The organism is uncultured Maricaulis sp., from assembly GCF_947259345.1.
In the GTDB taxonomy this organism is placed as follows: domain Bacteria; phylum Pseudomonadota; class Alphaproteobacteria; order Caulobacterales; family Maricaulaceae; genus Maricaulis.
This window is the reverse complement of sequence record NZ_CAMYLS010000028.1, coordinates 80405-105662: the sequence shown is the minus strand read 5'-3', so window position 1 is coordinate 105662 and position 25258 is coordinate 80405. Positions and strand designations below refer to the sequence as shown.

Annotated in this window: 28 protein-coding genes and 1 pseudogene; 13 read left to right on the top strand and 16 right to left on the bottom strand. The window is 64.3% G+C overall.

Annotated elements, in window-relative coordinates; all coding sequences use genetic code 11:
• The 4 genes and pseudogenes from Q0X62_RS13440 to Q0X62_RS13425 form a co-directional block, all read left to right on the top strand.
• Positions 1-534: pseudogene (locus Q0X62_RS13440) on the top strand (DNA polymerase III subunit gamma/tau); the annotation flags it as partial.
• Positions 531-854, top strand: coding sequence for a YbaB/EbfC family nucleoid-associated protein (locus Q0X62_RS13435; RefSeq protein WP_297736801.1), 324 nt, complete (start codon positions 531-533; stop codon positions 852-854). The pseudogene Q0X62_RS13440 and the gene Q0X62_RS13435, both read left to right, overlap by 4 nt.
• Before the next feature lie 14 nt (positions 855-868).
• Entirely contained in the window at positions 869-1474 is a 606-nt protein-coding gene (gene recR, locus Q0X62_RS13430; RefSeq protein WP_297736799.1) for a recombination mediator RecR, read from the top strand.
• An 81-nt stretch (positions 1475-1555) separates the two neighbouring features.
• Entirely contained in the window at positions 1556-2284 is a 729-nt protein-coding gene (locus tag Q0X62_RS13425; protein ID WP_297736797.1) for a queuosine precursor transporter, read from the top strand.
• An 18-nt stretch (positions 2285-2302) separates the two neighbouring features.
• On the opposite strand, the gene Q0X62_RS13420 is transcribed toward Q0X62_RS13425, so the two are convergent.
• Both Q0X62_RS13420 and Q0X62_RS13415 read right to left on the bottom strand, forming a co-directional pair.
• Positions 2303-3433, bottom strand: a complete 1131-nt coding sequence (locus Q0X62_RS13420) for a PQQ-dependent sugar dehydrogenase (protein ID WP_297736794.1) — start codon at positions 3431-3433, stop codon at positions 2303-2305.
• A 99-nt stretch (positions 3434-3532) separates the two neighbouring features.
• On the bottom strand, positions 3533-4639 hold the full coding sequence (locus tag Q0X62_RS13415) for a GNAT family N-acetyltransferase (protein ID WP_297736791.1): 1107 nt from the start codon (positions 4637-4639) through the stop codon (positions 3533-3535).
• 186 nt (positions 4640-4825) lie between these two features.
• On the opposite strand from Q0X62_RS13415, the gene rmuC reads away from it, so the two are divergent.
• Both rmuC and def read left to right on the top strand, forming a co-directional pair.
• A complete protein-coding gene (gene rmuC, locus Q0X62_RS13410) occupies positions 4826-6280 on the top strand; it encodes a DNA recombination protein RmuC (RefSeq protein ID WP_297736789.1) in 1455 nt (484 codons plus the stop codon).
• 31 nt (positions 6281-6311) lie between these two features.
• Positions 6312-6836 carry a peptide deformylase gene (gene def / locus Q0X62_RS13405; RefSeq protein WP_297736786.1) on the top strand — a complete coding sequence of 175 codons (525 nt, stop codon included), beginning with the start codon at positions 6312-6314 and terminating at the stop codon, positions 6834-6836.
• 1 nt (position 6837) lies between these two features.
• On the opposite strand, the gene Q0X62_RS13400 is transcribed toward def, so the two are convergent.
• Both Q0X62_RS13400 and Q0X62_RS13395 read right to left on the bottom strand, forming a co-directional pair.
• Positions 6838-7818 (bottom strand): glutathione S-transferase family protein, encoded by a 981-nt coding sequence (locus Q0X62_RS13400; RefSeq protein ID WP_297736783.1) that lies wholly within the window; start codon positions 7816-7818, stop codon positions 6838-6840.
• 79 nt (positions 7819-7897) lie between these two features.
• Positions 7898-8749, bottom strand: a complete 852-nt coding sequence (locus Q0X62_RS13395) for a pirin family protein (RefSeq protein WP_297736781.1) — start codon at positions 8747-8749, stop codon at positions 7898-7900.
• Positions 8750-8892: 143 nt separating this feature from the next.
• Between Q0X62_RS13395 and Q0X62_RS13390 the strand changes: the two genes are divergently transcribed.
• Genes Q0X62_RS13390 through truA form a run of 3 tightly spaced genes read left to right on the top strand, consistent with a single transcriptional unit; the run spans position 8893 to position 11193 of the window.
• Positions 8893-9465 (top strand): hypothetical protein, encoded by a 573-nt coding sequence (locus Q0X62_RS13390; protein WP_297736778.1) that lies wholly within the window; start codon positions 8893-8895, stop codon positions 9463-9465.
• A 49-nt stretch (positions 9466-9514) separates the two neighbouring features.
• Positions 9515-10444 (top strand): methionyl-tRNA formyltransferase, encoded by a 930-nt coding sequence (gene fmt / locus Q0X62_RS13385; RefSeq protein WP_297736775.1) that lies wholly within the window; start codon positions 9515-9517, stop codon positions 10442-10444.
• Complete coding sequence (truA, locus tag Q0X62_RS13380; RefSeq protein ID WP_297736772.1) at positions 10444-11193, top strand: tRNA pseudouridine(38-40) synthase TruA; 750 nt, start codon at positions 10444-10446, stop codon at positions 11191-11193. The genes fmt and truA overlap by 1 nt, the downstream gene beginning before the upstream one ends.
• On the opposite strand, the gene Q0X62_RS13375 is transcribed toward truA, so the two are convergent.
• A complete protein-coding gene (locus Q0X62_RS13375; protein WP_297736769.1) occupies positions 11190-11765 on the bottom strand; it encodes a hypothetical protein in 576 nt (191 codons plus the stop codon). The genes truA and Q0X62_RS13375 overlap by 4 nt on opposite strands.
• A complete protein-coding gene (gene dapE / locus Q0X62_RS13370; protein WP_297736766.1) occupies positions 11762-12931 on the bottom strand; it encodes a succinyl-diaminopimelate desuccinylase in 1170 nt (389 codons plus the stop codon). Before dapE ends, Q0X62_RS13375 begins: the two co-directional genes overlap by 4 nt.
• 50 nt (positions 12932-12981) lie before the next feature.
• Here dapE and Q0X62_RS13365 point away from each other — a divergent pair, with 50 nt between their 5' ends.
• On the top strand, positions 12982-13446 hold the full coding sequence (locus Q0X62_RS13365; protein ID WP_297736764.1) for a cupin domain-containing protein: 465 nt from the start codon (positions 12982-12984) through the stop codon (positions 13444-13446).
• Here the strand turns inward: Q0X62_RS13365 and Q0X62_RS13360 are convergent.
• Positions 13443-13919, bottom strand: a complete 477-nt coding sequence (locus Q0X62_RS13360; protein ID WP_297736760.1) for a GNAT family N-acetyltransferase — start codon at positions 13917-13919, stop codon at positions 13443-13445. The two genes, Q0X62_RS13365 and Q0X62_RS13360, sit on opposite strands and share 4 nt — an antisense overlap.
• 17 nt (positions 13920-13936) lie before the next feature.
• Entirely contained in the window at positions 13937-14278 is a 342-nt protein-coding gene (locus Q0X62_RS13355) for an aspartate decarboxylase (protein ID WP_297736757.1), read from the bottom strand.
• A gap of 126 nt (positions 14279-14404) precedes the next feature.
• Here Q0X62_RS13355 and Q0X62_RS13350 point away from each other — a divergent pair, with 126 nt between their 5' ends.
• On the top strand, positions 14405-15622 hold the full coding sequence (locus tag Q0X62_RS13350; protein WP_297736754.1) for a TIGR03862 family flavoprotein: 1218 nt from the start codon (positions 14405-14407) through the stop codon (positions 15620-15622).
• On the opposite strand, the gene dapD is transcribed toward Q0X62_RS13350, so the two are convergent.
• The 7 genes from dapD to rpmH all read right to left on the bottom strand — a co-directional run bounded on the left by dapD (position 15619) and on the right by rpmH (position 21128).
• Entirely contained in the window at positions 15619-16446 is an 828-nt protein-coding gene (gene dapD, locus Q0X62_RS13345; RefSeq protein ID WP_297736751.1) for a 2,3,4,5-tetrahydropyridine-2,6-dicarboxylate N-succinyltransferase, read from the bottom strand. The two genes, Q0X62_RS13350 and dapD, sit on opposite strands and share 4 nt — an antisense overlap.
• The gene (locus Q0X62_RS13340; protein ID WP_297736748.1) at positions 16443-17141 is read right to left on the bottom strand and encodes a pyrimidine 5'-nucleotidase; all 699 of its coding nucleotides are present in this window, start codon (positions 17139-17141) and stop codon (positions 16443-16445) included. The genes dapD and Q0X62_RS13340 overlap by 4 nt, the downstream gene beginning before the upstream one ends.
• Position 17142: 1 nt before the next feature.
• Positions 17143-18138: a DUF1036 domain-containing protein gene (locus Q0X62_RS13335; RefSeq protein WP_297736745.1), complete on the bottom strand. Its 996-nt coding sequence runs from the start codon at positions 18136-18138 to the stop codon at positions 17143-17145.
• 7 nt (positions 18139-18145) lie between these two features.
• Complete coding sequence (gene yihA / locus Q0X62_RS13330; protein WP_297736742.1) at positions 18146-18721, bottom strand: ribosome biogenesis GTP-binding protein YihA/YsxC; 576 nt, start codon at positions 18719-18721, stop codon at positions 18146-18148.
• A gap of 68 nt (positions 18722-18789) precedes the next feature.
• On the bottom strand, positions 18790-20580 hold the full coding sequence (gene yidC, locus Q0X62_RS13325; protein ID WP_297736739.1) for a membrane protein insertase YidC: 1791 nt from the start codon (positions 20578-20580) through the stop codon (positions 18790-18792).
• Positions 20581-20586: 6 nt separating this feature from the next.
• The gene (locus Q0X62_RS13320; protein WP_297736736.1) at positions 20587-20988 is read right to left on the bottom strand and encodes a ribonuclease P protein component; all 402 of its coding nucleotides are present in this window, start codon (positions 20986-20988) and stop codon (positions 20587-20589) included.
• 5 nt (positions 20989-20993) lie between these two features.
• A complete protein-coding gene (rpmH, locus tag Q0X62_RS13315) occupies positions 20994-21128 on the bottom strand; it encodes a 50S ribosomal protein L34 (protein ID WP_297736733.1) in 135 nt (44 codons plus the stop codon).
• A gap of 98 nt (positions 21129-21226) precedes the next feature.
• Here rpmH and Q0X62_RS13310 point away from each other — a divergent pair, with 98 nt between their 5' ends.
• On the top strand, positions 21227-22003 hold the full coding sequence (locus Q0X62_RS13310; protein WP_297736730.1) for a VTT domain-containing protein: 777 nt from the start codon (positions 21227-21229) through the stop codon (positions 22001-22003).
• A gap of 17 nt (positions 22004-22020) precedes the next feature.
• Complete coding sequence (locus Q0X62_RS13305; RefSeq protein WP_297736728.1) at positions 22021-23502, top strand: HAMP domain-containing sensor histidine kinase; 1482 nt, start codon at positions 22021-22023, stop codon at positions 23500-23502.
• Here Q0X62_RS13305 and ggt read toward each other — a convergent pair.
• The gene (ggt, locus tag Q0X62_RS13300) at positions 23493-25244 is read right to left on the bottom strand and encodes a gamma-glutamyltransferase (protein WP_297736725.1); all 1752 of its coding nucleotides are present in this window, start codon (positions 25242-25244) and stop codon (positions 23493-23495) included. The two genes, Q0X62_RS13305 and ggt, sit on opposite strands and share 10 nt — an antisense overlap.
• Positions 25245-25258 lie beyond the last annotated feature (14 nt).

The following is a 25258-nucleotide window of genomic DNA, read 5'->3' as shown; positions in this document are numbered from 1 at the left end:
GCTGCCCCGGAGGCGCCGGGAAAGCCTGAGCCGGCCGCCGCGCCGGCCGAGCCGGTCGCCCCGCATCGCGCGCTCAACGAGCCCGAAGCCGCGAGCTCCGTGGAGCAGGATGCGCCGGCGATCTCCGGACCCCAGACCTGGGAAGCCTTGATGGGCATGTTGCGCGAGAAGCGTGATATCGCCCTGCAATCGGACATGGAACGCTATGTCCGTCCGGCCGCCTTCAAGCCCGGCTCCTTCAGCTTCCAGCCGCTCGAGGATGCGCCGCGCGACCTCGCCCAGCGCCTGTCGCGCCGCCTTCTGGAATGGACCGGTGAGCGCTGGATGATCCTGGCCGATGCCGGATTGAAGGGCGGCGAGACCTGGCATGAGCGCAAGCAGCGCCTGAAGGCTGAACGGCTCGAGGACGCACGCCGCGACCCGGCGGTCACCGAAGCCCTGCGACTCTTCCCCGGCGCCGAGATTGTCGCCGTGCGGGATCCCGAGCCGCAGGATGACACCAGCAACACCGACACAACGGAGAAACGCGCATGAAGGACCTGATGGGCCTGATGAAACAGGCGCAGGCCATGCAAGAGAAAATGACCGAGGCCCAGGCCCGGCTCGACGAGACCCAGGTCACGGGTGAAGCCGGGGCCGGTCTGGTCAAGGTCGTGCTCACCGCCAAGGGCGATATGGTCTCGGTCGAGCTCGACAAGAGTGTCATGGATCCGGACGAACCTGAAATCCTCGAGGACCTGCTCAAGGCGGCCCATGCCGATGCCCGCCGCAAGGGTGAGGCGGCTCAGCAGGAGGTCATGAAGGAAGCGGCGGGTGGCCTGCAATTGCCGCCCGGCATGCAGATGCCCTTCTAGCGCCCGGCCTGTCGATGAAATCCGCCTCCGCCGGTCCTGAAATTGAACGCCTGATCACCCTGCTGGCCAAGCTGCCGGGCCTCGGCCCGCGCTCGGCGCGGCGGGCGGCGCTGCATCTGCTGGGCAAGAAGGACGCCTTGATGCGCCCGCTGGCGGATGCCCTGGCCGATGCCGCCGACAAGATCCGGGCTTGCGGTGAATGCGGCAATCTGGATGTTGCCGATCCATGCACGGTCTGTGCGGCCCCCAACCGGCTGGATAGCGCCATCTGCGTGGTCGAGACGGTTGGCGATCTGTGGGCGCTGGAGCGGGCCGGGGCGTTCAAGGGCCGCTATCATGTCCTCGGCGGTGTGCTCTCGGCGCTCGATGGCGTGCGTCCCGAAGACCTCAATATCGGCAAGTTGGTCGAACGCGCCGCGCGCGAGGAGGTCAGCGAGATTGTCCTCGCCCTCAACGCCACGGTCGATGGCCAGACGACCGCGCACTATCTCGCTGACCGGATGGTGGATTGTTCGGTCTCGATAACCTCCCTGGCCCGCGGCGTGCCGGTGGGTGGTGAACTCGATTATCTTGATGACGGGACGCTCGCCGCAGCCTTCCGCAGCCGCTCAAGCGTCTGAACACTCCGGTGTTTTCCGAATTTTCCTATTCATGACGGCAAATCGCACTATCCTCGAATCCGGGCTTTCGGGGAGAGGGACGTGGACACACCGCCGCACACGACTGCGCGTGACATGCCGACCGACCGGGTGACACGTCGCGCCTTCATCCTGTTCTTCTGTACAGGCTTGTTCATGGTGTCGCTCGTCCTTGCCGCCATCACCGCCGTGAAGATCCAGGCCTTCCATTTTGGACCGCTGACGGTTCTGGTGCCGGCCGGCACGCTCGCCTTCGGGCTGACCTATCTGGCCACCGACGTGATCTCGGAAGTCTGGGGGCGAGGCTATGCCTTGTGCGTCGTCGTAACCGGCGTGCTGATGCGTGTCCTCATCCTGATCCTGCTGCTCTATGCGATGTATGCGGAAGACGTGATCCCCTTCATTACGGTCGGCGGCAATTGGTCGGAGACCCAGCAGGACGCCTTCGTCCAGGTTTTCGCCTCCGGAAACCGGACCAATTTCGCGGGCATGGTGGCGTTCGGTGTGAGTGCCTTGGCCGATGTGCTGATTTTCCATCATCTCAGGGAGCGCGATGCTGGCAAGAACCGGCTCTGGCTGCGCAATAATATCTCGACCATGGCGTCGCAGATCGTCAACAGCACGATCTTCATCTCGGTCGCTTTCGCCGGCCTCCAGACATGGCCCGTCATCGGCAGTCTGATCCTGGGCCAGGTCCTGGTCAAATTGATGGTTGCCGCCTTCGATACGCCGGTCGTCTATCTGCTGCGCAATATCGCCGAGGGGCGCAAGCTGACCGACTTTCGCGGCTGATGCGCGGCGGGCTGTCGGTCAGGGAATGACCGGCGTCAGACGCAGTACTTCGCCGTCGGGAGCATCGGTCAGCAGATAGAGATATCCGTCGGGACCGCTGGCGACATCGCGTATCCGGGCGCCGAAATCCTCGAGCAGGTTCTCGGTGGCTATGACGCGGTCACCCTCAACTTCCAGGCGCACGAGCCGCCGGCTGACAAGCCCGCCGATGAAGGCGTCCCCGTGCCAGTCCTCGAAGGCTTCGCCGGTGTAGAAGGTGAGGCCGGAGGGCGCGATGGACGGGTCCCAGTACCAGATGGGCTGTTCCAGTCCGTCACCATGGGTGGAGTCGGAAATCGGCGTGCCATCGTAATTGACGCCATAGGTGATCAGCGGCCAGCCATAATTGAGCCCGGCCTCGATACGGTTGATCTCGTCGCCACCGCGCGCGCCATGCTCGTGCGCCCAGACGGTGCCGGTCTGCGGATTGATGGCAATCCCCTGGACATTGCGGTGGCCATAGGAATGGATCTCCGGCAGCGCACCACTCAGCGAGACAAAGGCATTGTCGAACGGGACGCTGCCATCATCATTCAGGCGGATAATCGTGCCCAGGTGATTGCCGAGATTCTGCGCGTCCTGGCGGTACAGGCCGCCATCGCCGAGCGTCAGCAACAGGGTCCCGTCCCCAAGGAAGACGATGCGGCCACCAAAATGCAGGCCCCGATCCTTGTCGATATTGGCATGAAACAATGTCTCGACGACCTCGAGGGCGGTGGCATCCTCGGTCAGGCGACCGCGCGCCAGCGCGGTGTGATTGCGATCCCGGCGTCCCTCGGAGAAGGCGAAATAAACCAGCCGGTTTGTCTCGAAATCAGGGTGCAGGGCCAAGCCGAGCAGGCCGCCTTGCTGCAGCGCCAAAATGTCGGGAAGGCCGGTAACCGGCGCGTCGCGCAGCGCCCCATCCTCGATCAGACGCAAGCGTCCGGCGCGTTCGGAAACCAGCATGTTCCCATCCGGCATGAAGGCGATCGACCAGGGATGTTCCAGGCCGCCGGCAACTGTTTCGACCGTGAAGTCAGCTTGCCGGGTTTCGAACAGGGTGGATTGCGCCATGCCGTTTGATGCCACGGCGATCATGGCAGCCAGAGCTGTGACAATGCGCTTCATGCTTTCCCTCTCTGCAACAGGCCCGGTGACAAGACTAGCCGAGTTCCGCGCCGTCCGCAGGGCCGTCGGCATCACGATGTGCAGATTCAGGAAACGTCGTTAAAGCGCAATGGATCCCGCAAAGCTTGCAAGACGTGGCGCCAGTCGCGGTTGGAAGGCGCTGACCTGGGCCCAGCGGCGACGCAGGCGGCCCGGCAGGGCGCCGACCTTGCCCGGCACCCGCTCAACCGCGTGTTCGGCCAGTTCCCAGGTGCGAATTCCCAGCGCGGCAAGGCCCGGCGCCAGATTGCGCCCGCTGGCCAGCGGTACGGCTGCATTGGCGTAGTATTTCTTGTAGTGATCGCCGCCACTACCCAGATCGATACGCTGCAAGCCGCGCTCGGGAGCTTGCTCCATCAGCCCGTGCAGCAAAAGCAGACCGGGTGAATAGCGCGAAAGCTCCGGGTCATAGGCCGGGAACCAGGAATGGTAGATGTCCGCACCGACAAGGCCGAATTCGACCGCGGCCAGGCGGTCACCGAACCACAGCGCGGCGGTCAGGCCGGAAAATTCCTGGCCCTCGCGGCGGCGCAGATCGCCGAGGACAAGCTGGACCCAGTCAATGCCGAAGACATTGAGCTTGCCGGTATCGCGGTACTGCTTCTGCTTCCACTCGGCGAGAGCGCGGAAGGCGGCCCCGTCAGGATCACCCAGGGTGACGCGAAGCGGCCCGAAATCGCGTTCCGCAGCGCGGGCGCGGCGGGCGGCTTTCTTGAAATGGTCCTTGTGGAGCGCCTTGCGGCTCTCGAGAAAGGCAGCGCCGTCATCGCCGAGATCGGCGACATGGCTGTGCGTCGACGCGTCGTCTTCCGTGCTCACATCATGCCAATTGTCAAAGACGAGGGCAGAGCCGCCAGCGGCCCGGACCAGTGCCTTGCGGGCAATGCGGCCCGGATCGGCCGCAATCACGCCCTGATAATCGCTCATCGGCGCGCCGATCGGGCGGACAATGCCGCCATGGGCGGTGTGGTGCGGGAAGAAGCCGATTGTCTCACCCTCTTTCTCGATCACCGCAACACGCACGTCCGGGCGGGCCCGGGCGACAATTTCGGCAAACTCGAAGCGGAAATAGGGGCTGATGAGCTTGCCATTCGGGCACGCCCATGTGTTCCACTGCACGATCTGCTTCGCGGAAATGTCCTCGATTGAAACGATTTGCGTCCGCACGTTGTCCCTCCCGACACGTTCAGCCCTGTTCAAGCAAATGGCGGGCCGTTTTGCCGGTTCGTCTCGGGTGGGGTGACTGCTTTTGTCCGCGGCGCATGCCAAGCTGTGGGTGAAGGCGGTTGCCCAGCTGGCCGCTGCGACCCGACTCATCCAGAATGGCCCGCAATCAGGAAGGCGACAGACACCGTGACCCTCAGCGATATTTCACCGGAAACCTGGCTCGTCCTTGCGGGCATGGCCCTCCTGCTCGCCGTGATGCTTTTCGTCTGGCTTCGCCCCCGTGGCGCGGCGACCGAAACCGGATCGGACCCGGAAGTCGAACGGTTGCGCGAAGAGCGCGATGACTGGCGTGCGCGTCAGGAGGAGGGGGCTGTGGCGCTCGCTTCGGCCCGCGAAGCCCTGGCCCGTCTCGAGGGCGTCACCGAGGAACGGGACAGTCTTCGCAGCAAGCTTGAAACGGTCACGGAGGAGCGCAACAGCCTGAATGCCCGCCATGAAGCCCTGAAGACCGAGCATGAGGCGGCCCAGCGTCATCATGGCGAGAAGCTCGCCGAGCTGGAGAAGGCCCGCGAGCGTCTGAGCGAGCAGTTCAAGCTGACCGCGAACGACATTCTCAAGGCCTCCGGCGCCGAGCTGAACAAGCAGAGCACGGAAAACCTGCAAACCCTGCTCAAGCCCCTGCGCGAGCAATTGACCGAATTCCGCACCAAGGTCGAGACCGACGCCAAGGAGCGTCACGGCCATGCCGGCGAGATCAAGCAATTGATGGAAACCGTGCGCAAGGACGCGTCGCGCATGTCCGAGGACGCCCAGAAGCTCGCCAATGCATTGCGGTCCTCGTCCAAGGTGCAGGGCGATTGGGGCGAGATGGTGCTGGCCAGCATCCTCGAACGCGCCGGTCTGCGCGAGAATGAGCACTACGTCACCCAGTCGACCGAGCGTAATGAAGAAGGCGCGCTGCTGCGTCCCGACGTGATCGTGAAAATGCCGGGCGAACACCAGCTGGTCATCGATTCCAAGGTCTCGCTCACCGCTTTCGAACGGTGTGTGAATGCCGAGGATGACGAGGCCCGCAATGCCGCGCTGAAACAACATCTCGCCTCGGTGCGCGCGCATATCAAGGCGCTCGGCGACAAGGATTACGCCAAGCTCTATGAGGGCGTGAATTTCACCCTCATGTTCATTCCGCTGGAGGGGGCCGCCTCGCTGGCCCTGCAGAATGATCCCGAATTGTCGAGTTATGCTTGGGATCGCAATGTCATGATCGCGACGCCGACCACGCTGATGATGGCCATGCGGACGGTCGGCAATCTGTGGACGATCGACCGTCAGAACCGTCACGCGATCGATATCGCCGACCGCGCCGGTGCGCTCTATGACAAGTTCGAGGGCTTTGTCGGTGACCTGGAAACGGTGGGCAAGCGGATCGATGGCGCCAAGGATGCCTGGGCGGCGGCCAAGGGCAAGCTGGTCGAGGGACGCGGGAATCTGGTGCGCCAGACGGAGATGCTCAAATCCCTTGGCGCCAATGCCCGCAAATCCCTGCCGGCCGAGTATCTTGATGCGGCTGGCGCCGAGGAGGCTGACACCGACGACACGTCCAAGCCTGCTCTGACAGCGCCGGAAGCGGTCGATTCTTGATCCTTTAAGCTGGCGCGACTATCTAGGGGCCATGGCTGTTCTTGAAATCCGCACTGTTCCCGATCCCATCCTCAAAGAGGTGTCGCAACCTGTTGAGAAGGTTGATGATGATCTCCGCCAGCTGATGGATGACATGCTGCAGACCATGTATGGCGCTGACGGCATCGGTCTGGCGGCCATCCAGGTCGGTGTGCCCAAGCGTGTCATCGTGATGGATCTGGCCGGTCGCGACGAGGCGCCGCAACCGCGCTATTTCGTCAATCCGGTCCTGTCCGACCCGTCTGACTCGCTGAAGCCCTATGAAGAGGGCTGCCTGTCCGTGCCGACCGTCTTCGACGAGGTCGAGCGTCCGGACCGGATCCGCATCCAGTATCTCGATTATGACGGGAATGAATGCGAGGAGATCGCCGAGGACATGTTCGCGGTCTGCATCCAGCACGAGATGGACCATCTCGAAGGCGTGCTCTTCATCGACTATCTCTCCCGCCTGAAACGCCAGCGCGCGGTCCAGAAGGTGAAGAAGGTCGAGAAGTCCAAGGACCGCGACGCGGCCTGATCTAGCCCTGGCCGCGCCCGTGCGGCTCCGCAAAATTGATCATCGGCCCCGCCGGCACGATTCCGGTCGGATTGATACTGCCGTGGCTGGCATAGTAATGCTTCTGGGCATGCTCGAAATTGCAGGTCTGCGCGATGCCAGGCTGCTGGTAGAGATCGCGCGTATAGGCCCAGAGATTGGGGTAGTCGACGAGCCGCCTCAGATTGCATTTGAAATGCCCGAAATAGACCAGGTCAAAGCGCAGGAGGGTCGGCAGGAGGCGCCAGTCCGCCTCGGTCGGCGTGCCGCCGGTCAGATAGCGGGTCTTGCCCAGCAAGTCTTCCAGATGGTCGAGGGTTTCAAACAGCGGGAAAACCGCCTCCTCATAGGCTGTCTGGGTGGTGGCAAACCCTGAGCGGTAGACGCCATTATTCACCGTCTCGTAGATGCGGTCATTGAGGGCGTCGATCCCGGCCCGCTTGTCGGCCGGATAATAATCGCCCGGCTTCGCGCCGACGCCATCAAAGGCCGAATTGAACATGCGAATGATCTCGGCGCTCTCATTGGAGACGATACGGTTGGTCTTCCTGTCCCACAGGACGGGGACGGTGACGCGGCCGGAATAATCCGGCTCGGACTCCAGATAGACCTGATACATCAGATCCTTGCCCTGAAGCCGATCGCCGACAATCCCGTCCTCATCGCTCGTAAAGGTCCAGCCCTGTTCGGCCATGTGCCAGTGCACCACCGAGACCGGGATCATGTCTTCCAGGCCTTTCAGCGCCCGATAGATCAGGGTGCGATGGGCCCAGGGGCAGGCATAGGAGACATAGAGATGATAGCGGCCCGGCTCGGCTTTGAACCCGTCACGCCCGGTCGGCCCGGCCGATCCATCCGGTGTCACCCAATTGCGCAACTGGGCTTCCGAGCGTTCGAAACGCCCGCCGGACTTGTCGGTGTCATACCAGGTATCATGCCATTTGCCGTCGACGAGCAGACCCATGGATCTCTCCGATTTGATAGCTGGGGAGGGAGTAGGCCCCGCCCGGCATTCGCGCCGGGCAGGTCCGGGGGGAGAAGGATCAGAACTTGCCGGCCTGGAAATCGCGCACGGCCTGGTGCAGCTCGGCCTCGGTATTCATCACGAAGGGGCCGTAGCGGGCGACCGGTTCATTGATCGGCTTTCCGGCCACCAGAAGCAGGCTGGCGCCTTGCGGTCCGGCCTTGAGCTCAATCCGGTCGCCGTCTTCCAGCACGCCGAGATCGGGGTCATCGACACGGCCCTCGCCGGACGAGACCGAACCCTTGTAGACCGCGATGAAGGCGGTGTGATCCGGATCGATATCCTCTTCCAGCGTGGCGCCGGGCTCGAGCACGATGTCAATCAGGGTCGGCTGGATGGCGACGGATTTCGCCGGGCCGGTGACGCCGGTCGAGCTGGATCCGGCGAGCACACGCAGGCTGGCACCCGGGCGGGTCTCGACCGGAATCTCGCTCTTGTCGAATTCCTGATAGCCGGGATCGGTCATCTTCAGTTCGCCGGGCAGGTTGACCCAGAGCTGGAAGCCCCAGAGGCGGCCATTGTCTTGCTCGGGAATCTCCGAGTGCACGATACCGCGGCCGGCCGTCATCCACTGGATGCCGCCACCTTCAATCACGCCGGCATGACCCTTATTGTCGCCATGACGCATCTTGCCATCGAGCATGATGGTCACGGTCTCAAAGCCGCGATGCGGGTGGTTCGGAAAGCCGGCCATATAGTCGGCACTGTCGTCCGAGCGGATCTGGTCGAGCATCAGGAAGGGGTCGAGATCCATCAGGCCGCGATGCCCCAACATACGCGTGAGCTTGACGCCAGCCCCGTCCGAGGTCGGCAGTCCGCGCGAAACCTTGGTGATCCGGCGCGTCTTGGTGAGGGTGTCGGTCGCAGTCATGATACGCGGTCCTGTCTTGTGCTCATCGGAGCGTGTCCAAGAAGATAGGGATTTTCGCGGCTCGCGCCATGGCGGCAGACGAAAGAGCTTGTTTCCAACTTGGAAGCGATCAGGCAGGTTGCTTGCAGTTTGAGGAGTGATTCATGCGTCTGGCAGTCCTGATAACCGTGCCGTTGGCCCTTGCGGCCTGTTCGAGCGAGCGGCCAGCGACCGAGGTCGATCTGTTCGACCGCTTGTCAACGCTTTGTGGCCAGGCGTTCGAAGGTGAGGTCGTCAGTGACGACCCGCGCGACGCCGACTGGGCGTCACAGGTCTTGACCATGCATGTGCGTGAATGTTCCTCCTCGGAAATCCGCGTCCCGCTGCATGTCGGTGAGGATCGCTCGCGGACCTGGGTCATCACGCGAGAAGCGGCCGGCCTCCAGCTCAAGCACGATCATCGTCACGAAGACGGCAGTGAGGACGTGCTGACACAATATGGCGGGATGACGATCACCGCGCCCACCGAGACGCGGGCCGAATTCCCCGCCGACCAGTTCTCTCGCATCCTGTTTGATCGCGAGGGGATTGCGGTGTCCATGGCCAATGTCTGGTCCATCACGCTGACCGATACGAGCTTCACCTACGCACTGGACCGGCCCGACCGTCATTTCGAGGCGGTCTTTGACCTGACCACGCCGGTCGAGGCGCCGCCGCCGCCTTGGGGCGCGGAATAAGCGCAAACCGCCTTGACGACAGGGCCTTGTTCGCGCTCAAACCCGCGCCATGACCTTACGCCTTGCCTTCATGGGGACGCCGGATTTCGCGGCGCGCTCTCTCGCTGAAATCGCTGCCGCCGGCCATGAGGTCGCGCGGGTCTATACCCAGCCGCCGCGTCGCCGGGGGCGGGGCCAGTCCGAGCAGAAGACGCCGGTCCACCAACTCGCCGAAGTGCTGGGTATCCCGGTCTCGACGCCGGACAGCTTTCGCGACCCGGACGTGATCGAAGACTTTGCCAGCTTGGATCTCGATCTGGCCGCCGTCGTCGCCTATGGCCAGATTCTCCCGCAAGCCGCGCTGGATGCACCGCGCCTGGGCTGTCTGAATCTGCACGCCTCTCTACTGCCCCGTTGGCGCGGGGCGGCACCGATCCAGCGCGCGATCATGGCGGGTGATGAATTGACCGGTGTTCAGCTTCAGCAGATGGAGGCCGGTCTGGATACCGGGCCGATCCTGCTCTCGGAGACTGTGCGCATTGCGCCGAACGAAACCTCGGCCACGCTGCACGACAAGCTGCGCGATGCCGGTGCCCTGATGTGGCCGCGCGCCCTGTCAGCGCTGGAGCGAGGCTCGCTGGAGGCCGTGCCGCAGTCCGAAGAAGGCGCCACCTACGCGAAGAAGATCTCAACCGCGGAGGCGCGGATCGACTGGGCGCGCCCGGCAGCTGAGTTGTCGGCCCATATCCGTGGCCTTTCGCCATTCCCGGGCGCCTGGTTCGAGCTGCCGACCGAGAAGGGACCGGTCCGGACCAAGGTCTTGATGGCCGAAGCGGTTGAGGGCGGCGGCGCACCCGGGACTGTTCTGGAGGGCATGACTGTCGCGTGCGGCGAGGGGGCGTTGTCGTTGACCCGACTGCAGCGCGAGGGCAAGGGCGCCATGGATGCCGCGGCTTTCCTCAATGGCAATCATGTTCCGGCCGGGACGGTGCTGGGCTGATGCCGCGCTACAAGATCACCATCGAGTATGACGGCCGCCCCTTTGCCGGCTGGCAGCGTCAGGACAATGCGCCATCCATCCAGGAGAGCCTGGAGCGGGCAGCGGAAAGGCTCGATGGCGCGCCGGTTCTCGTCTATGGCGCAGGGCGGACGGATAGTGGTGTGCATGCCCTGGCCCAGGTCGCGCACCTCGATCTCACAAAGGACCTCTCAACCGACAAGGTCCGCGACGCGATCAATTTTCATCTCAAGCCGGATCCGATCGCGGTGATCGAGGTCGAGCCGGTGAGCGAGGCGTTTCATGCCCGTTTCTCGGCCACCCAGCGGCACTATCTTTACCGCATGATTGACCGCCGGGCGCCGCTAACCCTGGACAGGGGCCAGGTTTGGCGGGTGAAACGCAAGCTGGACGCCGAGGCCATGCATCACGCGGCCCAGACCCTTCTCGGTCAGCATGATTTCACGACATTCCGGGACTCCCAGTGCCAGGCCGAGAGCCCGGTGAAGACGATTGATGCCGTCTCGGTCTCTCGCTATGGCGAAGAAGTGCAGCTGACCTGTTCGGCCCGCTCCTTCCTGCACCGCCAGGTCCGGTCCATGGTCGGCTCCCTGGTCGAGGTCGGGACCGGCAAGTGGTCGGCCCGGGACTTCGAACGGGCCCTGGACGCGGCGGACCGCAGCCGGTGCGGCCCGGTTGCTCCGGCGGATGGCCTCTATCTGACTGCCGTCGATTATTCCGACGCGGGCTAGCTTCCTGCCGGCGTCGCAGCGAGTGCCTGACTGATTCCAACCAGAACGATGAAAGAAACCAGGGCGGGTACCGCAGCCGTGAAGGCCGAGGTGATTGTCGGCAGGCCCAGCGTCACATAGGCGATGCGCCAGTGAACAAGTATGCGCAGATAGCCATACAGGAAGAAGAGGAAGTCGCGGAGCTCGGCATTGATCACCCCGATCACCTGCAATGACCAGATGGCCGCGATCACGCAGTAGAGCCAGACCACCCCCCAATTGTGGAGGATCACCCAGGGGAGGAAGCGGTGTTGGGCGCCGACGATGGTGACCGCGACGCCCGCGGCGATGGGAAAGCTGATCCAGGTCGCGAAGAAGATCGAGAAATAGGTCGCAGCGTCGACGGACACGCCCAGATAATTGCGCTCGAGATGAATCAGCATGACCAGGGGTAGGGCGAAGAGCATGCCGCCGAAAGAGCGCCAGAAACCCTCCATCGAGACGTTGAAACAGGCCTCCCCGCCCTTGCGGAAGGTCAGGAGACGCAAAGCGCCCTGCATGCCCAGCCAGCCTTCTGCAATCAGCCGGATCATGCGGGCGGGCTCCGGAAATAACCGTCCAGGATGCGGGTATAGATCCGGGTCAGGGTCTCGATATCGCTGATCGCCACGCGCTCATCGACCTGGTGCATGGTGGCGCCGACCAGGCCGAATTCGGCGACCGGCGCATAGAGCTGGATAAAGCGGGCATCGCTGGTGCCGCCGCCCGTGGTCAGGGCCGGGCGACGTCCTGTCTCCGCCTCCACGCTGTCCTGCAACAGGGTGGTGAAGGGGCCGGCCGGGGTCAGGAAGGCTTCTCCCGTGACATGAATATCGACATCGATATGGCCATCGAAATTGAAGTCGACGAGCGTCGCTTCCTCCCGGATCCACTCGCTCAGGGCGTCGCCGCTATGGGCGATGTTGAAGCGGATATTGAAGCGTGCGGTGGCGCTTGCGGGAATGACATTGGTGGTCGGATTGCCGACATCGACCGAGGTCACTTCCAGATTGGAGGGCTGGAAGGGCGAGACGCCGTCATCCAGCTTGCGGGCCAGCAGGCGGCCGAGCAGGTCGAGCAGGGGCGGGATCGGATTCTCCGCGCGCTCGGGATAGGCGACATGGCCCTGGCGACCGGTGACGGTGAGGGTGCAATTGAGCGAGCCGCGCCGACCGGATTTGATCGTGTCGCCCAGCGCGTTCGGATTGGTCGGCTCACCCACGAGGCAATGATCGAATGTCTCACCCTCATCCGCGAGCGCTTTGAGAACGGCCTTGGTGCCGTTGATGGCCGGGCCCTCTTCATCGCCGGTGATCAGGAAGGCAATCGATCCGTCCGGCTCGCCAGCTTCATCCAGATAACGCCGGACCGACGCGACCATGGCCGCGATCGCGCCCTTCATGTCCGCGGCGCCGCGTCCCCACAGAAAGCCGTCTTCACCGGCGTCGGCGCCGAAGGGCGGCTTTTGCCAGTCATCCTCCGCGCCCGGCGGCACCACATCGGTGTGGCCGGCAAACAGAAAGCAGGGCGAGGCCTTGCCACGCCGCGCATAGAGATTGTCGACCTCGCCGAACGGGTAGCGTCGGCAGGCAAAGCCCAGCTGCTCCAGCGCCGCTTGCAGCTCGTCCAGCGCACCGGCATCGGCCGGCGTGATCGACGGGCGCCGGATCAGGGCCTGGGCCAGTGGCAATGGGTTGGCGAGATCGTCGGTTGTGCTCATATGGGAAACATAGCCAGTTCGCTCTACCAAGCCAGATCAAGGACGCAGCCATGCCGAAATTCTCGCTCGCTGATATCGCGGAAACCGGCGGTTCCGGTTATCCGCCGGAGTTTGCCGACGTTGTGGACGGCCGCGTCGTACGCCGTCTGACCAATGCGGCCGGACTTTCGCAATTCGGGGTCAATCTGGTCCGCCTGAAGCCGGGCGCCTGGTCGGCCCAGCGTCACTGGCACACGCATGAGGATGAATTTGTCTGGCTGGTCGAGGGCGAGGCCATGCTGGTGACGGATGAGGGCGAGACGCCGATGGGGGCGGGTGATTGTGCCGGTTTCCCCGCCGGTGAGGCCAATGGGCATTGCCTGATCAACCGGTCGGAGGCGGATTGCGTCTTCATGGTTGTCGGCTCTCGGCTGGACGCGGACGGCGCCCATTATCCCGACATTGATCTGGAAGCCCGTCCCGGCCGCTATTCCGGCCCCGGCGTGTTCACGCGCAAGGATGGGTCACCGATCTAGCCGGTCAGCGACTTTTCCATCTCGAAGCGCTTGAATTGGGCCCCTCGCAGCGTGACCTCTTCCGGCGCGATCACTGAATAGCCCATCGCCGAGAAGGCTGGCTGTGCCATCAGGCTGGCATGGACGTACAGGCGTGTCTGGCCAGTTCGGCGGGCTTCTTGTTCAACGGCGTCATGCAAGGTCCGGAACACGCCCTTGCCCTGCCAGTCTGGCCGGATAAAGGCGAAGTCGACATAGTCGGGCGCCGCAAGCGTCATGAAGCCGACGGCCAGACCGGCCGCCTCGGCGATGAAGACGGTCTGGCTGGCCAGACGCTTGTCCCAGTCCTCGCCCTTGCGCGGTTCCGGCACCCACGCGGCCTGTTGCTCTGGCGTATAGCGGCTCGGCCCTTTGCGGACCGCGTCATACATGATTTCGCCCAGAACATCATGATCCGCCGCATGGCCACGGCGGATCTGGATGGTCGGGTCCATGATCGATCCTGTTGCGGCTAGTGCGAGCGACCGTGGGTCTCGCGATAGCGTTCCATCGAGACCGAGATCTTGAAGGTCTCGCGATATTTCGGCGAGCCGACCGGGCGCGGTGGCTTCTGCGAGGTCAGTGCCAGGATGCGCTCCAGCGTGTCGTGCGCGGCACCCGACTGGCCGGCCCCGATATAGGCGTGCAGCTCGACCAGGGCGTCGGACAGCGGATCGCCGCCCCGGACGATGAAATAGGGTTCGTCCGAGCTCATGCGGTGCAGGATGTCGAATTCCGACGGATTGTCGGCCGAGCCATAGGGTGCGGTCGGGTCCTTGGCAGCCGGCTTGTCCTTGGTCATGTCGTCGCTCATGGCGCGCCCCTCAATTGATGTGTGTGCCATGTGACCAGATTCGACCGCAAAGCGGTAGCGGCGGATCAGCGCAGCGTCGATGTCGGCGTGATGGCGGATCGGTGCGGCGCGCGCTAGACAGGGGGGATGTCATGCATTGCCCCCAAACACATCGCCATTATCGGTGCCGGCCCGTCCGGGCTGATCGCGGCCGAACACCTCGCCACCATCGGCCACACAGTCGAGGTCTATGAGCGCATGCCAACGCCGGGCCGCAAATTCCTGATGGCCGGACGGGGCGGGTTGAACCTCACCCATTCAGAGCCGCTGCCTGGTTTTCTCGGTCGATATCGCGAGGCGGGTGACTGGCTCGGTCCGGTGATCCTGCAACATGATCCCGAGGCGTTGCGCGCCTGGTGCGAAGGCCTTGGCCAGGCGACTTTCGTCGGCTCGTCCGGACGCGTTTTCCCCGAAGCGATGAAAGCCTCGCCGCTGCTGCGGGCCTGGCGGGCCCGGCTCGAGGCATTGGGGGTCACCCTGCATGTGCGCCATCACTGGACCGGCTGGGACGAGGCCGGAGCGCTGGCTTTTGACACGCCGGACGGGCCAAAATGCGTTCAGCCGGATGCCGTTTTGCTCGCCCTTGGCGGGGCCAGCTGGCCGCGTCTGGGCTCGGATGGCAGCTGGGCGGAGCGCTTGGCAGAAAAAGGCGTCGAAACCGTGCCCTTCTCGGCTTCCAATTGCGGCGTTGAAATGGCCTGGAGCCCGATTACCAAAAACCGTTTTGCCGGCGCCCCGCTCAAGACGATTGCCCTCACACTCGGCGATGAGCGCGTCGCTGGAGAGGCGATGATCGCGCGCTACGGGCTGGAAGGCGGGGCGGTCTATGCCCTGTCCGGGCCGATCCGCGAGGGCTTGGCAGCGGGGGAGGCGGTGACGCTGTTCCTCGATCTCAAACCGCATCGAGACCGGGACGATCTGGCGCAATGGCTGGGGCGTGCCCGCAAGGGGCAATCCCTGACCAATACGCTGCGCAAGGCGGGGCTCAGCCCGCAGGCCATCTCGGTCCTGCGGGATGCGGTGACGGAACTGCCGCGCGACCCGCAGGCGCTCGCCGCGCTGATCAAGGCCGTGCCGCTGATAGTGACCGGCCAGCGCGGGCTGGATCGCGCCATATCCTCGGCGGGTGGTATTGCCCGCGCGGCCGTGGACGCGCACTTCATGTTGAATGCGATGCCGGGCATCTTCGCGGCCGGCGAAATGCTCGACTGGGATGCCCCGACCGGCGGCTATCTTCTGCAGGCCAGCTTCGCCACCGGCCTCGCCGCCGCGCGCGGGATCGAGGCCTGGCTGGCGGCTGATTAGCGCAGCAAGTCGTTGATGGCGGTCTTCGAGCGGGTCTGGGCATCGACGCGCTTGACGATGACGGCGCAGGCCAGCGACGGTCCGCCCTTCGGGTCGGGCAGGGTGCCCGGGACAACCACGGCATAGGACGGGATCTCGCCGCGCGTGATCTCGCCGGTTGCGCGGTCGACGATCTTGGTCGACTGGCCGAGGAAGACGCCCATCGAGATCACGGCGCCCTGGCGCACGATCACACCTTCGGCGACCTCTGAACGGGCGCCGATGAAGACATCATCCTCGATGATGACCGGTCCGGCCTGGAGCGGCTCCAGGACGCCGCCAATGCCGACACCGCCGGAAATATGCACATTCTTGCCGATCTGCGCGCAGGAGCCGACCGTCGACCAGGTGTCGACCATCGTGCCTTCATCGACATAGGCGCCGAGATTGACGTAGGACGGCATCAGGACCGCACCCGGCGCGATGAAGGAGCCGCGGCGCACGGCGCAGGGTGGCACGGCGCGGAAACCGGCGGCCTTGAACTCGGCCTCGCCCCAGCCTTCGAACTTGGACGGGACCTTGTCCCACCATTGTGAGCCGGCGACACCGCCATCGACCAGACCCATCGGATTGAGACGGAAGCCGAGCAGGACGGCCTTCTTCAGCCATTGATGCACGACCCAGTCGCCATTGCCCTCACGCGAGGCAACCCGCGCCTGGCCGCTATCGAGCAGATTGATCGCGGTCTCAACCGCCTCGCGAACCTCGCCGGTTGTCTCCGCAGAGACGCTGTCGCGATTATCCCAGGCAGTCTCGATCGTGGTGATGAGGGCGGTGTCGGTCATGTGTCATCGTCCGGTGTTGCGGCAGTGCGGATGGTGCCCAGAAAGGTCGGCAGGCAGTCCACGGCGTGGTGGACATGGTCGGGATGTTCGTCGGGCGCGGCGCTTTCCTCGTCGCGCGGGCCATGTTTGGCGCGGACGAGGACGGTTGTGAAGCCCATGGCGTGCGCGGTCTTCAGATTGCGGACACTGTCCTCGAAGAAGATCGACTCCGGGACTGGCAGGTCGAACTTGCTGACGAAGCTGTCAAAGCCGGCCTGGTGCGGCTTGGGCTGGAAGCCCGAGGCCTCGACATCGAAGATATCGTCAAAGAGATGGCTGAGGCCCATATGGCCGAGAATGTTCTCGGCATGGCTGAGCGACCCATTGGTGTAGACGAGGCGTTTGCCGGGCAAGGCCTCAATGCGCGATGCCAATTCGGGATGGGGCGTGATCACCGTCGGATCGACATCGTGCACGAAGTCGAGGAATTCGCGCATATCCACCGCATGATTCGCCATCAGCCCGTTCAGCGTCGTGCCGTAGTCATGCCAGTAGGCCTTCTGGACTTTCCGGGCTTCGTCGTGCGGCAGGTCGAGCAACCGTGCCACATACGCCGTCATGCGCCGGTCGACCTGGGTCATGATCGGTGCGTCGGACGGGTAGAGCGTGTTGTCGAGGTCGAAGACCCAATGGGTGATATGCCTCAGATCGGCCATGTCATGGCCTCCGGAAATCGCTCTCGCCCAGCGTCACCCGGACGCCACCATCGGTGGGCGCCGGAATGCGCCGGAAATCAGCGGAGGTGTAGCCGCGTTCGGCGCAATCGGTGCGGCCCTCGGCAACAAAACGGGCCGGGGCGATGCAGAAGGTTTCGTCACCCTGGATCAAGCCGCGTCGCCCGGATGTATTGATCCGTTCGGCAAAATAGAGCGTGTTGGTTGTTTCCAGGCGTGCCGCGAGAACCCGGGCGCATTCACCGGCATGGATCCGCCACCAGCCCCGCGATTGCCAGATCGAACCGACCTGGTGTCCGATGGCGACGGCGATATCCCCGTCGGCTTCGTTGCAGACCGTCATGCCACTGGCCGCGTTGCGTTCCAGCGCACGCGCTTCCAGCGCATCGATCAGCCCTTCATCACCTGGACGCCCCGACAATTCGACATCGCTGAGAAAACGGGTGATCGCGCGCCGTGTGGAACGCCCGTCCAGCCCATCTACACCATTGATCGGGTAGCCGGCTGATTGCAGGAGGCGTTGTATGCCCGCGACAGCGGCGCGGTTTCCGAAATCCGCCGGTTCAACGAAGACGGTGCGTTCGCGGTCCTCGCCTTCGCGGATGAAAAAGTCGCGCGAGGCCATGCCGAGCGAGGCGCAGCGGGTATTGGCGACGACTTCGAAATCGGCCTCATCAACGCAGAGCGGGACCGTGCCTCGCCATTCCCGTACGCCGCCGAGATAGGCGATGGAGGATTTGGCGTAGTAGAAAATCGGCTGGTCGCCATCGAGATCGACATCATCGGCGACCGTCGCGCAATCGCCGGGGCGAAGCCGGGTCCAGCCTTCAATGGCGACACCACCTTCGACCGGCCAGGCGGTTGCCGCCTCGACGATATAGCTGGTCTCATTGCACAGCTCGGCCGCGTCAGCGCGACCGCTCGTCGTGGTCAGAAGAAGGGGCAGGGCCAGAAGGGTCGGGATCAGGAAACGCAGCATGCGCCTGTCATCCCATGTCGGGCAGCAGGGCGACAATCTCCGCCCGCAGCTGATCAACGCCATCCTGCTTGGCCGACGAGGTCGCGATGACGCGCGGGAAGGCGGCCGGGCGTTTGGCGATCTTCTCGCCGGTCTCGGCGATCAGACGAACAACCGCCGGTGGCTTGATCTTGTCGGTCTTGGTCAGCACGACCTGGTAACTCACGGCGGCTTCGTCGAAGACGTCCATGATTTTCAGGTCGACCTCCTTGAGGCCATGACGGCTGTCGATCAGCAGGTAGACGCGCTTGAGATTGACGCGGCCACGCAGGAAGGCCTTGGTCAGGCGGGTCCATTTCTCGACCACCGGCTTGGGTGCCTTGGCATAGCCATAGCCCGGCAGGTCGACGATGCGCAGATCGCTGTCGGCAACTTCGAAAAAATTCAGTTCGCGCGTGCGACCCGGCTCACCCGAGGCACGGGCGAGATTCTTCTGGTTGGTCAGCGCATTGATCAGCGAGGACTTGCCGACATTCGAGCGGCCGGCAAAGGCGATTTCGATCTTGTCCGGCTCGGGCAGGTGATCCAGCGCCACCGCACCCATCAGGAAGGTGCAGGGTCGCGCGAAGAAGCGCCGCCCGAGGCCGGTATCCAGCTCGTCGCTACCGTCGGTCAGGACTCGTCCCCTCCGCCACGCTTCATGAGGCGGGCGACCAGCTTGTCGACCTGGGTCTCATTCCCGTGGCGCCGCATGATGATGTATTGCTGCAGCACGGAGAGGAAGTTGTTCCAGGCCCAGTAGATCACCAGTCCGGCCGCGAACGGGGCCAGGATGAAGGTGAAGACGATCGGCAGGAAGGCGAAGATACGCGCCTGCATCGGGTCCGGCGGCGGCGGGTTGAGCGCCTGCTGCGCGGCCATGGTCAAACCCATGATGATCGGCCAGGCGCCGATGCCCAGTACACCGCCGATCAGCCACAGGCCGGACGGGTCGTAGGGGATGAGGCCGAACAGATTCCAGATATTGGTCGGGTCGGCGGCCGAGAGGTCGCGGATCCAGCCGAAGAAGGGCGCATGACGCATTTCAATGGCGTTGAACAAGGTCTGGTAGAGCGCGAAGAAGATCGGAATCTGCGGCAGGATGGGCAGACAACCGGCGAGCGGATTGATCTTCTCGGTCTTGTACAGCTCCATCAGCGCTTGCTGCTGCTTTTGCTGGTCAGCCGCATAGCGCTCCTTGAGCTCGGCCATTTTCGGCTGCACGGCCTTCATCTTCGCCATCGAGGCATAGGCGCGATTGGCCAGCGGGAACATGACGATCTTGACCATCAGGGTCAGGGCCAGAATGGCGAGACCGAACTGGCCGAGCGCGCCTTCCAGCATCGTCAGCAACCAGACAAAGGGGCGTGTGAGGAACCACAGCCAGCCCCAATTGATGGCCATGTCGAAACGCTCGATGCCGACCTCGTTCTGGACTTGCTGGAGCACGTCCATTTCCTTGGCGCCGGCGAAAATGCGCGTGGTCGAGGACAGGCTTTCACCGCTCGGGACCGCGATTGCCTGTTCGACATAGCTGGCCTCGAAGGCATCGGTCTCGCCGCGCTCAATCGTGCGGAAGCGTGCGGTGAAGGGCCGGTCCTGATCGGGAACTGCCGCCGCCATCCAGTAGCGCTGTGTGATGCTGACCCAGCCGCCAGTGCCGCTTACCTCGGTCTGGTCGCCGTCTTCCAGCTTGCCGAAACTGGTGCGCGTCATGGCGCCCTCAACGACCGCAAGCGCGCCCTCGAAAATGGCCATATTGCGGGTTTCGTCTTCCGGGCGACCTTCATGGCGCACCAGGCCGTAGCGGGAGAGTTCAACTTCCTCGCCGGAATTATTGGTGACCGTGTCGGTCAGGGTGAAGAGGTAGTTGTCGTCGACCGAGATCACGCGCCGGAAGGCGAGGCCGGACGGGCTGTCATAGGTCAGGGTGATCGGTGTATCCGGCGTCAGGGTCGAGCCCGAGGCCAGGGTCCACTCGGTTGAGCCGCCCGGCAGATCGGTGAAGCCGGGCGTGCCCGAGGTCCAGCCATCGCGGGCGTAGAAGACATGATCGCTACCGATCGGGTTGAGCAGTGCGACCGGCGTGTCATCGTCGATCGTTTCGGTGTGACGCCGCAGGCGGATATCGTCGAGGCGGGCACCGGTGAGCGAGAGTGATCCGAGCACGGCCGGCGCATCAATTGTGACGCGCGCATTGCCGGTCAGGGCGGTTTCGCGATCAACCGTCGTCGGGGCTGCCGGTTCCAGTGAGGAGGCTGGGAGGTCGGGATCGACTATGTCTTCGCCAGCGGCTTCCAGGGCGGCTTCACGCTCGGCGCGGCGCTCTTCCTCGGCCGGGCCCATCACGAACATCTGGTATCCGGTCAGGATCACCAGGATCAGGCCCAGTGCGATAAACAGGTTGCGTTGATCTTCGCCCATGAAAACTCAGGCCTCTTGCGCTTTGTGTTCGCGATCGCCCTGCGGTTGACCCTTGGCCAGGTCCTTCAAGGCGCTTTCGACTTCCCCCATCAAGCGCGACCAGTCCCGGGAGGGCGTGCTCGCACGTGCGATGAATACATAGTCAATGCCGGGCTGTCCGTGGAGGGGGAGTAGCAGCCGGGCAATCTCCCGTAACCGGCGCTTGGCCCGATTACGGATGACGGCACCGCCGATCTTGCGTGTGGCGGTGAAGCCGGCGCCGATTTCATCCGGCCTGACATGCAAAGAGCCGCCTCGCGAGCGGGCCTGGATGACCACGCCCGATCGGACGGCTTTTTTGCCTTTTGCGGCGTGCAAAAACTGGCGCCGCGTTTTCAGCCGTTTAACGGCAGGAAGCGGCGCTGACATCGTCCCTAGGCGGACAGACGCTTGCGGCCCTTGGCCCGGCGACGAGCCAGGATTTGACGGCCGGATTTCGTCGCCATGCGCGCACGGAAGCCGTGCCGGCGCTTGCGGACGAGCTTGGACGGCTGAAATGTACGTTTCACGGTCGCGCTCCATTGGCGTTAATTCGAGAGCGGCGGCAATTACGCGCTTGAAGCGGCGGCGTCAAGGCTTCATGCCCCTCACTGAGCAGGAGAATGACATGCCAAATGCCGCAGACCAACCACCGCAAATGCCGCCCGCGCAGGCCTCCACTGGTCAGCTTTGGCTGCGTCGTGTCATTCTGATTGTGCTGCTGATTGTTTTTGCGGGGCTTTTGCTGTCGGGGACTAGCCTGCTCGAGCTTCTGGTCTGGCTGCGTGAAAGCCGGGGTCTGACGCAGGAGGCGGTCGCCAACCATTTTGCGCTGGCCATTCTTGTTTGCACCCTGATCTACATCCTGTTGGCGAGCCTGGCGCTGCCTGGCGCGCTCTGGCTGACCATCGCGGCGGGATTCGTGCTCGGTCAGGTCTGGGCTATCCCGGTAGCGATGGCGGGGCTGACACTGGGCGCCGTCAATACGGTTCTCCTCGTGCGCTTTCTGGCCGGCGAGTCCCGGCGGGCCCGGCTGCGGGAGCGTTACAGAAAACTGGCGGCGGGCTTTGAGCGCGACCAGCTGACCTATGTCATCCTTTTGCGACTGCTGCCGCTCCCCTATTTCGGGGTCAATCTGGCCGCCGGGCTGTCGCAGGTGTCGATGAGGGAGCTGGCGCTGGGGACGCTGATCGGCTCCCTGCCTTCGATTATCCTCTATGCCGGCTTTGGGGCCGGACTGGGCTCGCTCACCGAAATGGACGCCTTGCCGGGGCCGGCCGACCTCCTGCAGGTGCAAGTCCTTGTGCCCCTGCTGATGATCATTCCGCTGGCTCTGGCGCCCCTTCTCTGGCGCCGGTGGCGGCGGTGGAGAAAGGCGCGCGCCTTGCCGGGCAAAACGCACTAGGCTATCGGCGTTAGACAATGCCTGCCGATTTCCCGCCCTCCCGCGACGATGCTCGCCCGCCAGATACGCCGTCGCCCGGCGTATTTGATAATCTGCGGGCCCAGCTCTTGATGGTCACGCTGGGACTGGTCACGGTCGGCCTGGTGCTGGTCTATTTCCCGGCCGCCGCGAGTTTCCGCCTGCAATGGATGACGGATCGCGCCGAAGCGGCGCACCTGGCCGCACTGGCGGCCGATGTGGCGCCGGGCGGGGCACTGGGTGAGGAAGAGGTGCGCGCCCTCCTGATGGGCGCTGACGCCGTCGCAGTGGCGCGTGTGCGCGACGGCATGAATGAGCTCGTCCTCTATTCCGGCCCGATCGGCGAAGGCCTGGTCGAAAGCGATCTGCGCAAGGCCAGTTGGTGGACCCATATCCGCGACACGGTCGAAACGCTCACCGCGGATGATAACCGGCTCCTGCGAATCCGCGCCCACCCGATGGGGGCGCCGGACGAGCTGATCGATGTCATTGTGCGCGAAGCACCCCTGCATGCTGCCTTGCGTGATTTCTCCCGACGCCTTCTGGTCTATGCCGGCCTCGCCGCCTTTGTGGTCGGGGCGGTTTTGTATTGCGCGCTCTTCTTCCTCTTCGTGCGCCCGATGCGGCGCCTCGCCGGGGCGATGACCTATTTCCGCGAGGACCCTGCTGATCCGGGCCGGATGATCCGTCCGGGTGAGGGCCGTAACGAGATCGGTCAGGCCGAGCACGAACTCGCGCGCATGCAGGCGGATGTGCGTCAGGCCCTGCTTCAGCGCGAGCGTCTTGCCGCGCTGGGCGGCGCTGTGGCCAAGATCAATCATGACCTGCGCAATGTCCTGGCCAGTGCCCAACTCGTCTCGGACCGCCTGGCCATGGACGCCGATGATCGGGTCCGCGGCATGGGCGAGCGGCTGGTCCGCGCGGTCGATCGCGGCGTGCGCCTGTGCGAGGCGACGCTGGAATTCGGCCGGGCCGAGGAAAGTGCGCCGGTGCGCCAGACTATTCCGGCACGAGCCCTGCTCGAGGAAGTCGCCGGCGATGCCATCCTCGCGGAGGGCGATGTCGACTGGGTCAATGATATCGGCGAGGAGATTGTGCTCGATGCCGATCCGGACCAGGCCCACCGGCTCTTCCTCAATCTGTGCCGCAATGCGATCCAGGCCATGCAGGCCGGATCCGAGAGACGGCGCCTGTCCGCGCGCGCCGTGCCCGTGCCGCCACTTGATCCTGACGCCAGCGTTGGCGAAATCCGGATCGAGATTTCCGATACCGGCCCCGGCGTGCCGCCCAAGGCGCGTGAGCGTCTGTTCCAACCCTTTAGCGGATCAACCCGTCGCGGCGGCAGCGGGCTCGGTCTTTCAATTGCGCGCGAGCTCGCACGCGCCCATGGCGGCGATGTGGAGCTGGTGGCGACCGGCGACGACGGTACGATTTTCGCTGTCAGCCTGCCAGCAGCACCATCAAAGACGCGTCAGGGCTGACGGGCCTGGCCTTCCCGGCGCGGGTCGGCCCCGCCGATCAGCGTGCCATCTTCCAGCCGACGGACAATGTGCAGGCCGGAATTCTCGCCGCGATTGGCGTCGAGGGTGAAGCCCAGATTCCGCAGACCGGATACGATTTCGGCATCCATCCCGTCCTCGATGCGGACAATGTCGCCACGGGCGACCACATTCGGCAGCTCGATCGCCTCCTGCGGAGTCAGCCCCCAATCGAGCATGCCGACCAGGGTCTTGGCCGTATAGGCAATGATCGAGGAACCGCCGGGCGATCCCGTTGCCAGGACAAACTCACCATCCCGGTCGAAAACAATGGTCGGTGACATGGAGGAGCGGGGGCGTTTGCCACCTTCCGGTGCATTCGGCACCAGCGCACCACCGGCATCGGTCGGGGAGCGGGAGAAGTCGGTCAGCTGGTTATTCAGGAAAAAGCCGCCGGCCATGCGGTGGCTGCCGAACACGCTTTCCACCGTCGTCGTCATCGACACCACATCGCCATCACTGTCGACGATGACGAAATGGCTGGTGCCGGGCGAATCCGGTGTCGCGTCCGCGCCGGGCGCGTCGATTCCGTCGGGGATGCCCGGCGTTGATGTTGGCAGGGCAGTCGTGCGCTGAATACCGCGCGAGCGTTCGGCGATATAGTCTGCGTCGAGCAAGCCGGCGACCGGAACGGTCACGAAATCCGCGTCGGCAACATATGCATCGCGATCGGCATAGGCGAGGCGGCTGGCTTCGATGAAACGGCGCCAGCCTTCGACTGTTTCCGGTCCGGTCGCGGACAGGTCATAGGGTTCCAGCAGGCCGAGAATCTCGTTGACCGTGATTCCGCCGGAGGCGGGCGGTGGAGCGCCACACACGGTCCATTCGCGATAATCGCGGCAGATCGCGTCGCGGCGTACGGCCTGGTAGCTGGCCAGGTCTGTCAGGGTCAGCCCGCCCGGGCGCGGTTCGTCCTGCACGGCCTCAATAATTGCGGCCGCCAGGGGGCCTTCATAGAGCGCGCGCCAATCGGCGGCGAGCGCACGGGTGGTCTCCGCATAGGCGGGATTGCGCAAAAGATGCCCGGCGGGAAGCGGTGTGCCGTCATCGGTGAAAAAGTAGTCGCGAGACGCCGGCCATTCATCGAGCGGGCCGCGGGGCGCCATTGCGACGAGGAAGCGGGCGAGGCGCGGTGAAATCTCGAACCCGTCTTCGGCCAGCCCTGTGGCCGCGTCAAAACCGTCAGCCCAGTCCAGAACACCATGATCCCCATGCGCCATGGCCAGCATCGCAACCGCCCCGGGCACGCCGATGGAATGGCCTGAGAGCACGGATTCACCGAAGCCCAGAGTCTGGCCATTCTCGTCGAGGAAGAGGTCGGGCCCCGCGCTTGCGGGTGCCGTTTCGCGTCCGTCATAGACCGTCAGGTCGCCGGACTGGGCGTCGAAATACAGCAGGAAGGCGCCACCGCCGAGACCGGAACTTTGTGGTTCGACCAGGCCCAGAACGCTTTGCACGGCGATGGCCGCATCGATCGCATCACCGCCGGCGCGCAAGGCCTCCAGCCCGGCTTCCACGGCATGGGGATTGGCGGCGGCAACCATGGCGGGTCCGCTCGTGCCTGCGACTTCTGTTTCGATGCTGGTGTCGGTATTGGGCGGTGGTGCGGTCTCGTCGGCCCCGGAACAACTGGCAAGGAAAAGCCCACCCGCGAGCGCGGTGGTGGCGAACAGGAAACGCAGCATCTAACTTGCCCCTC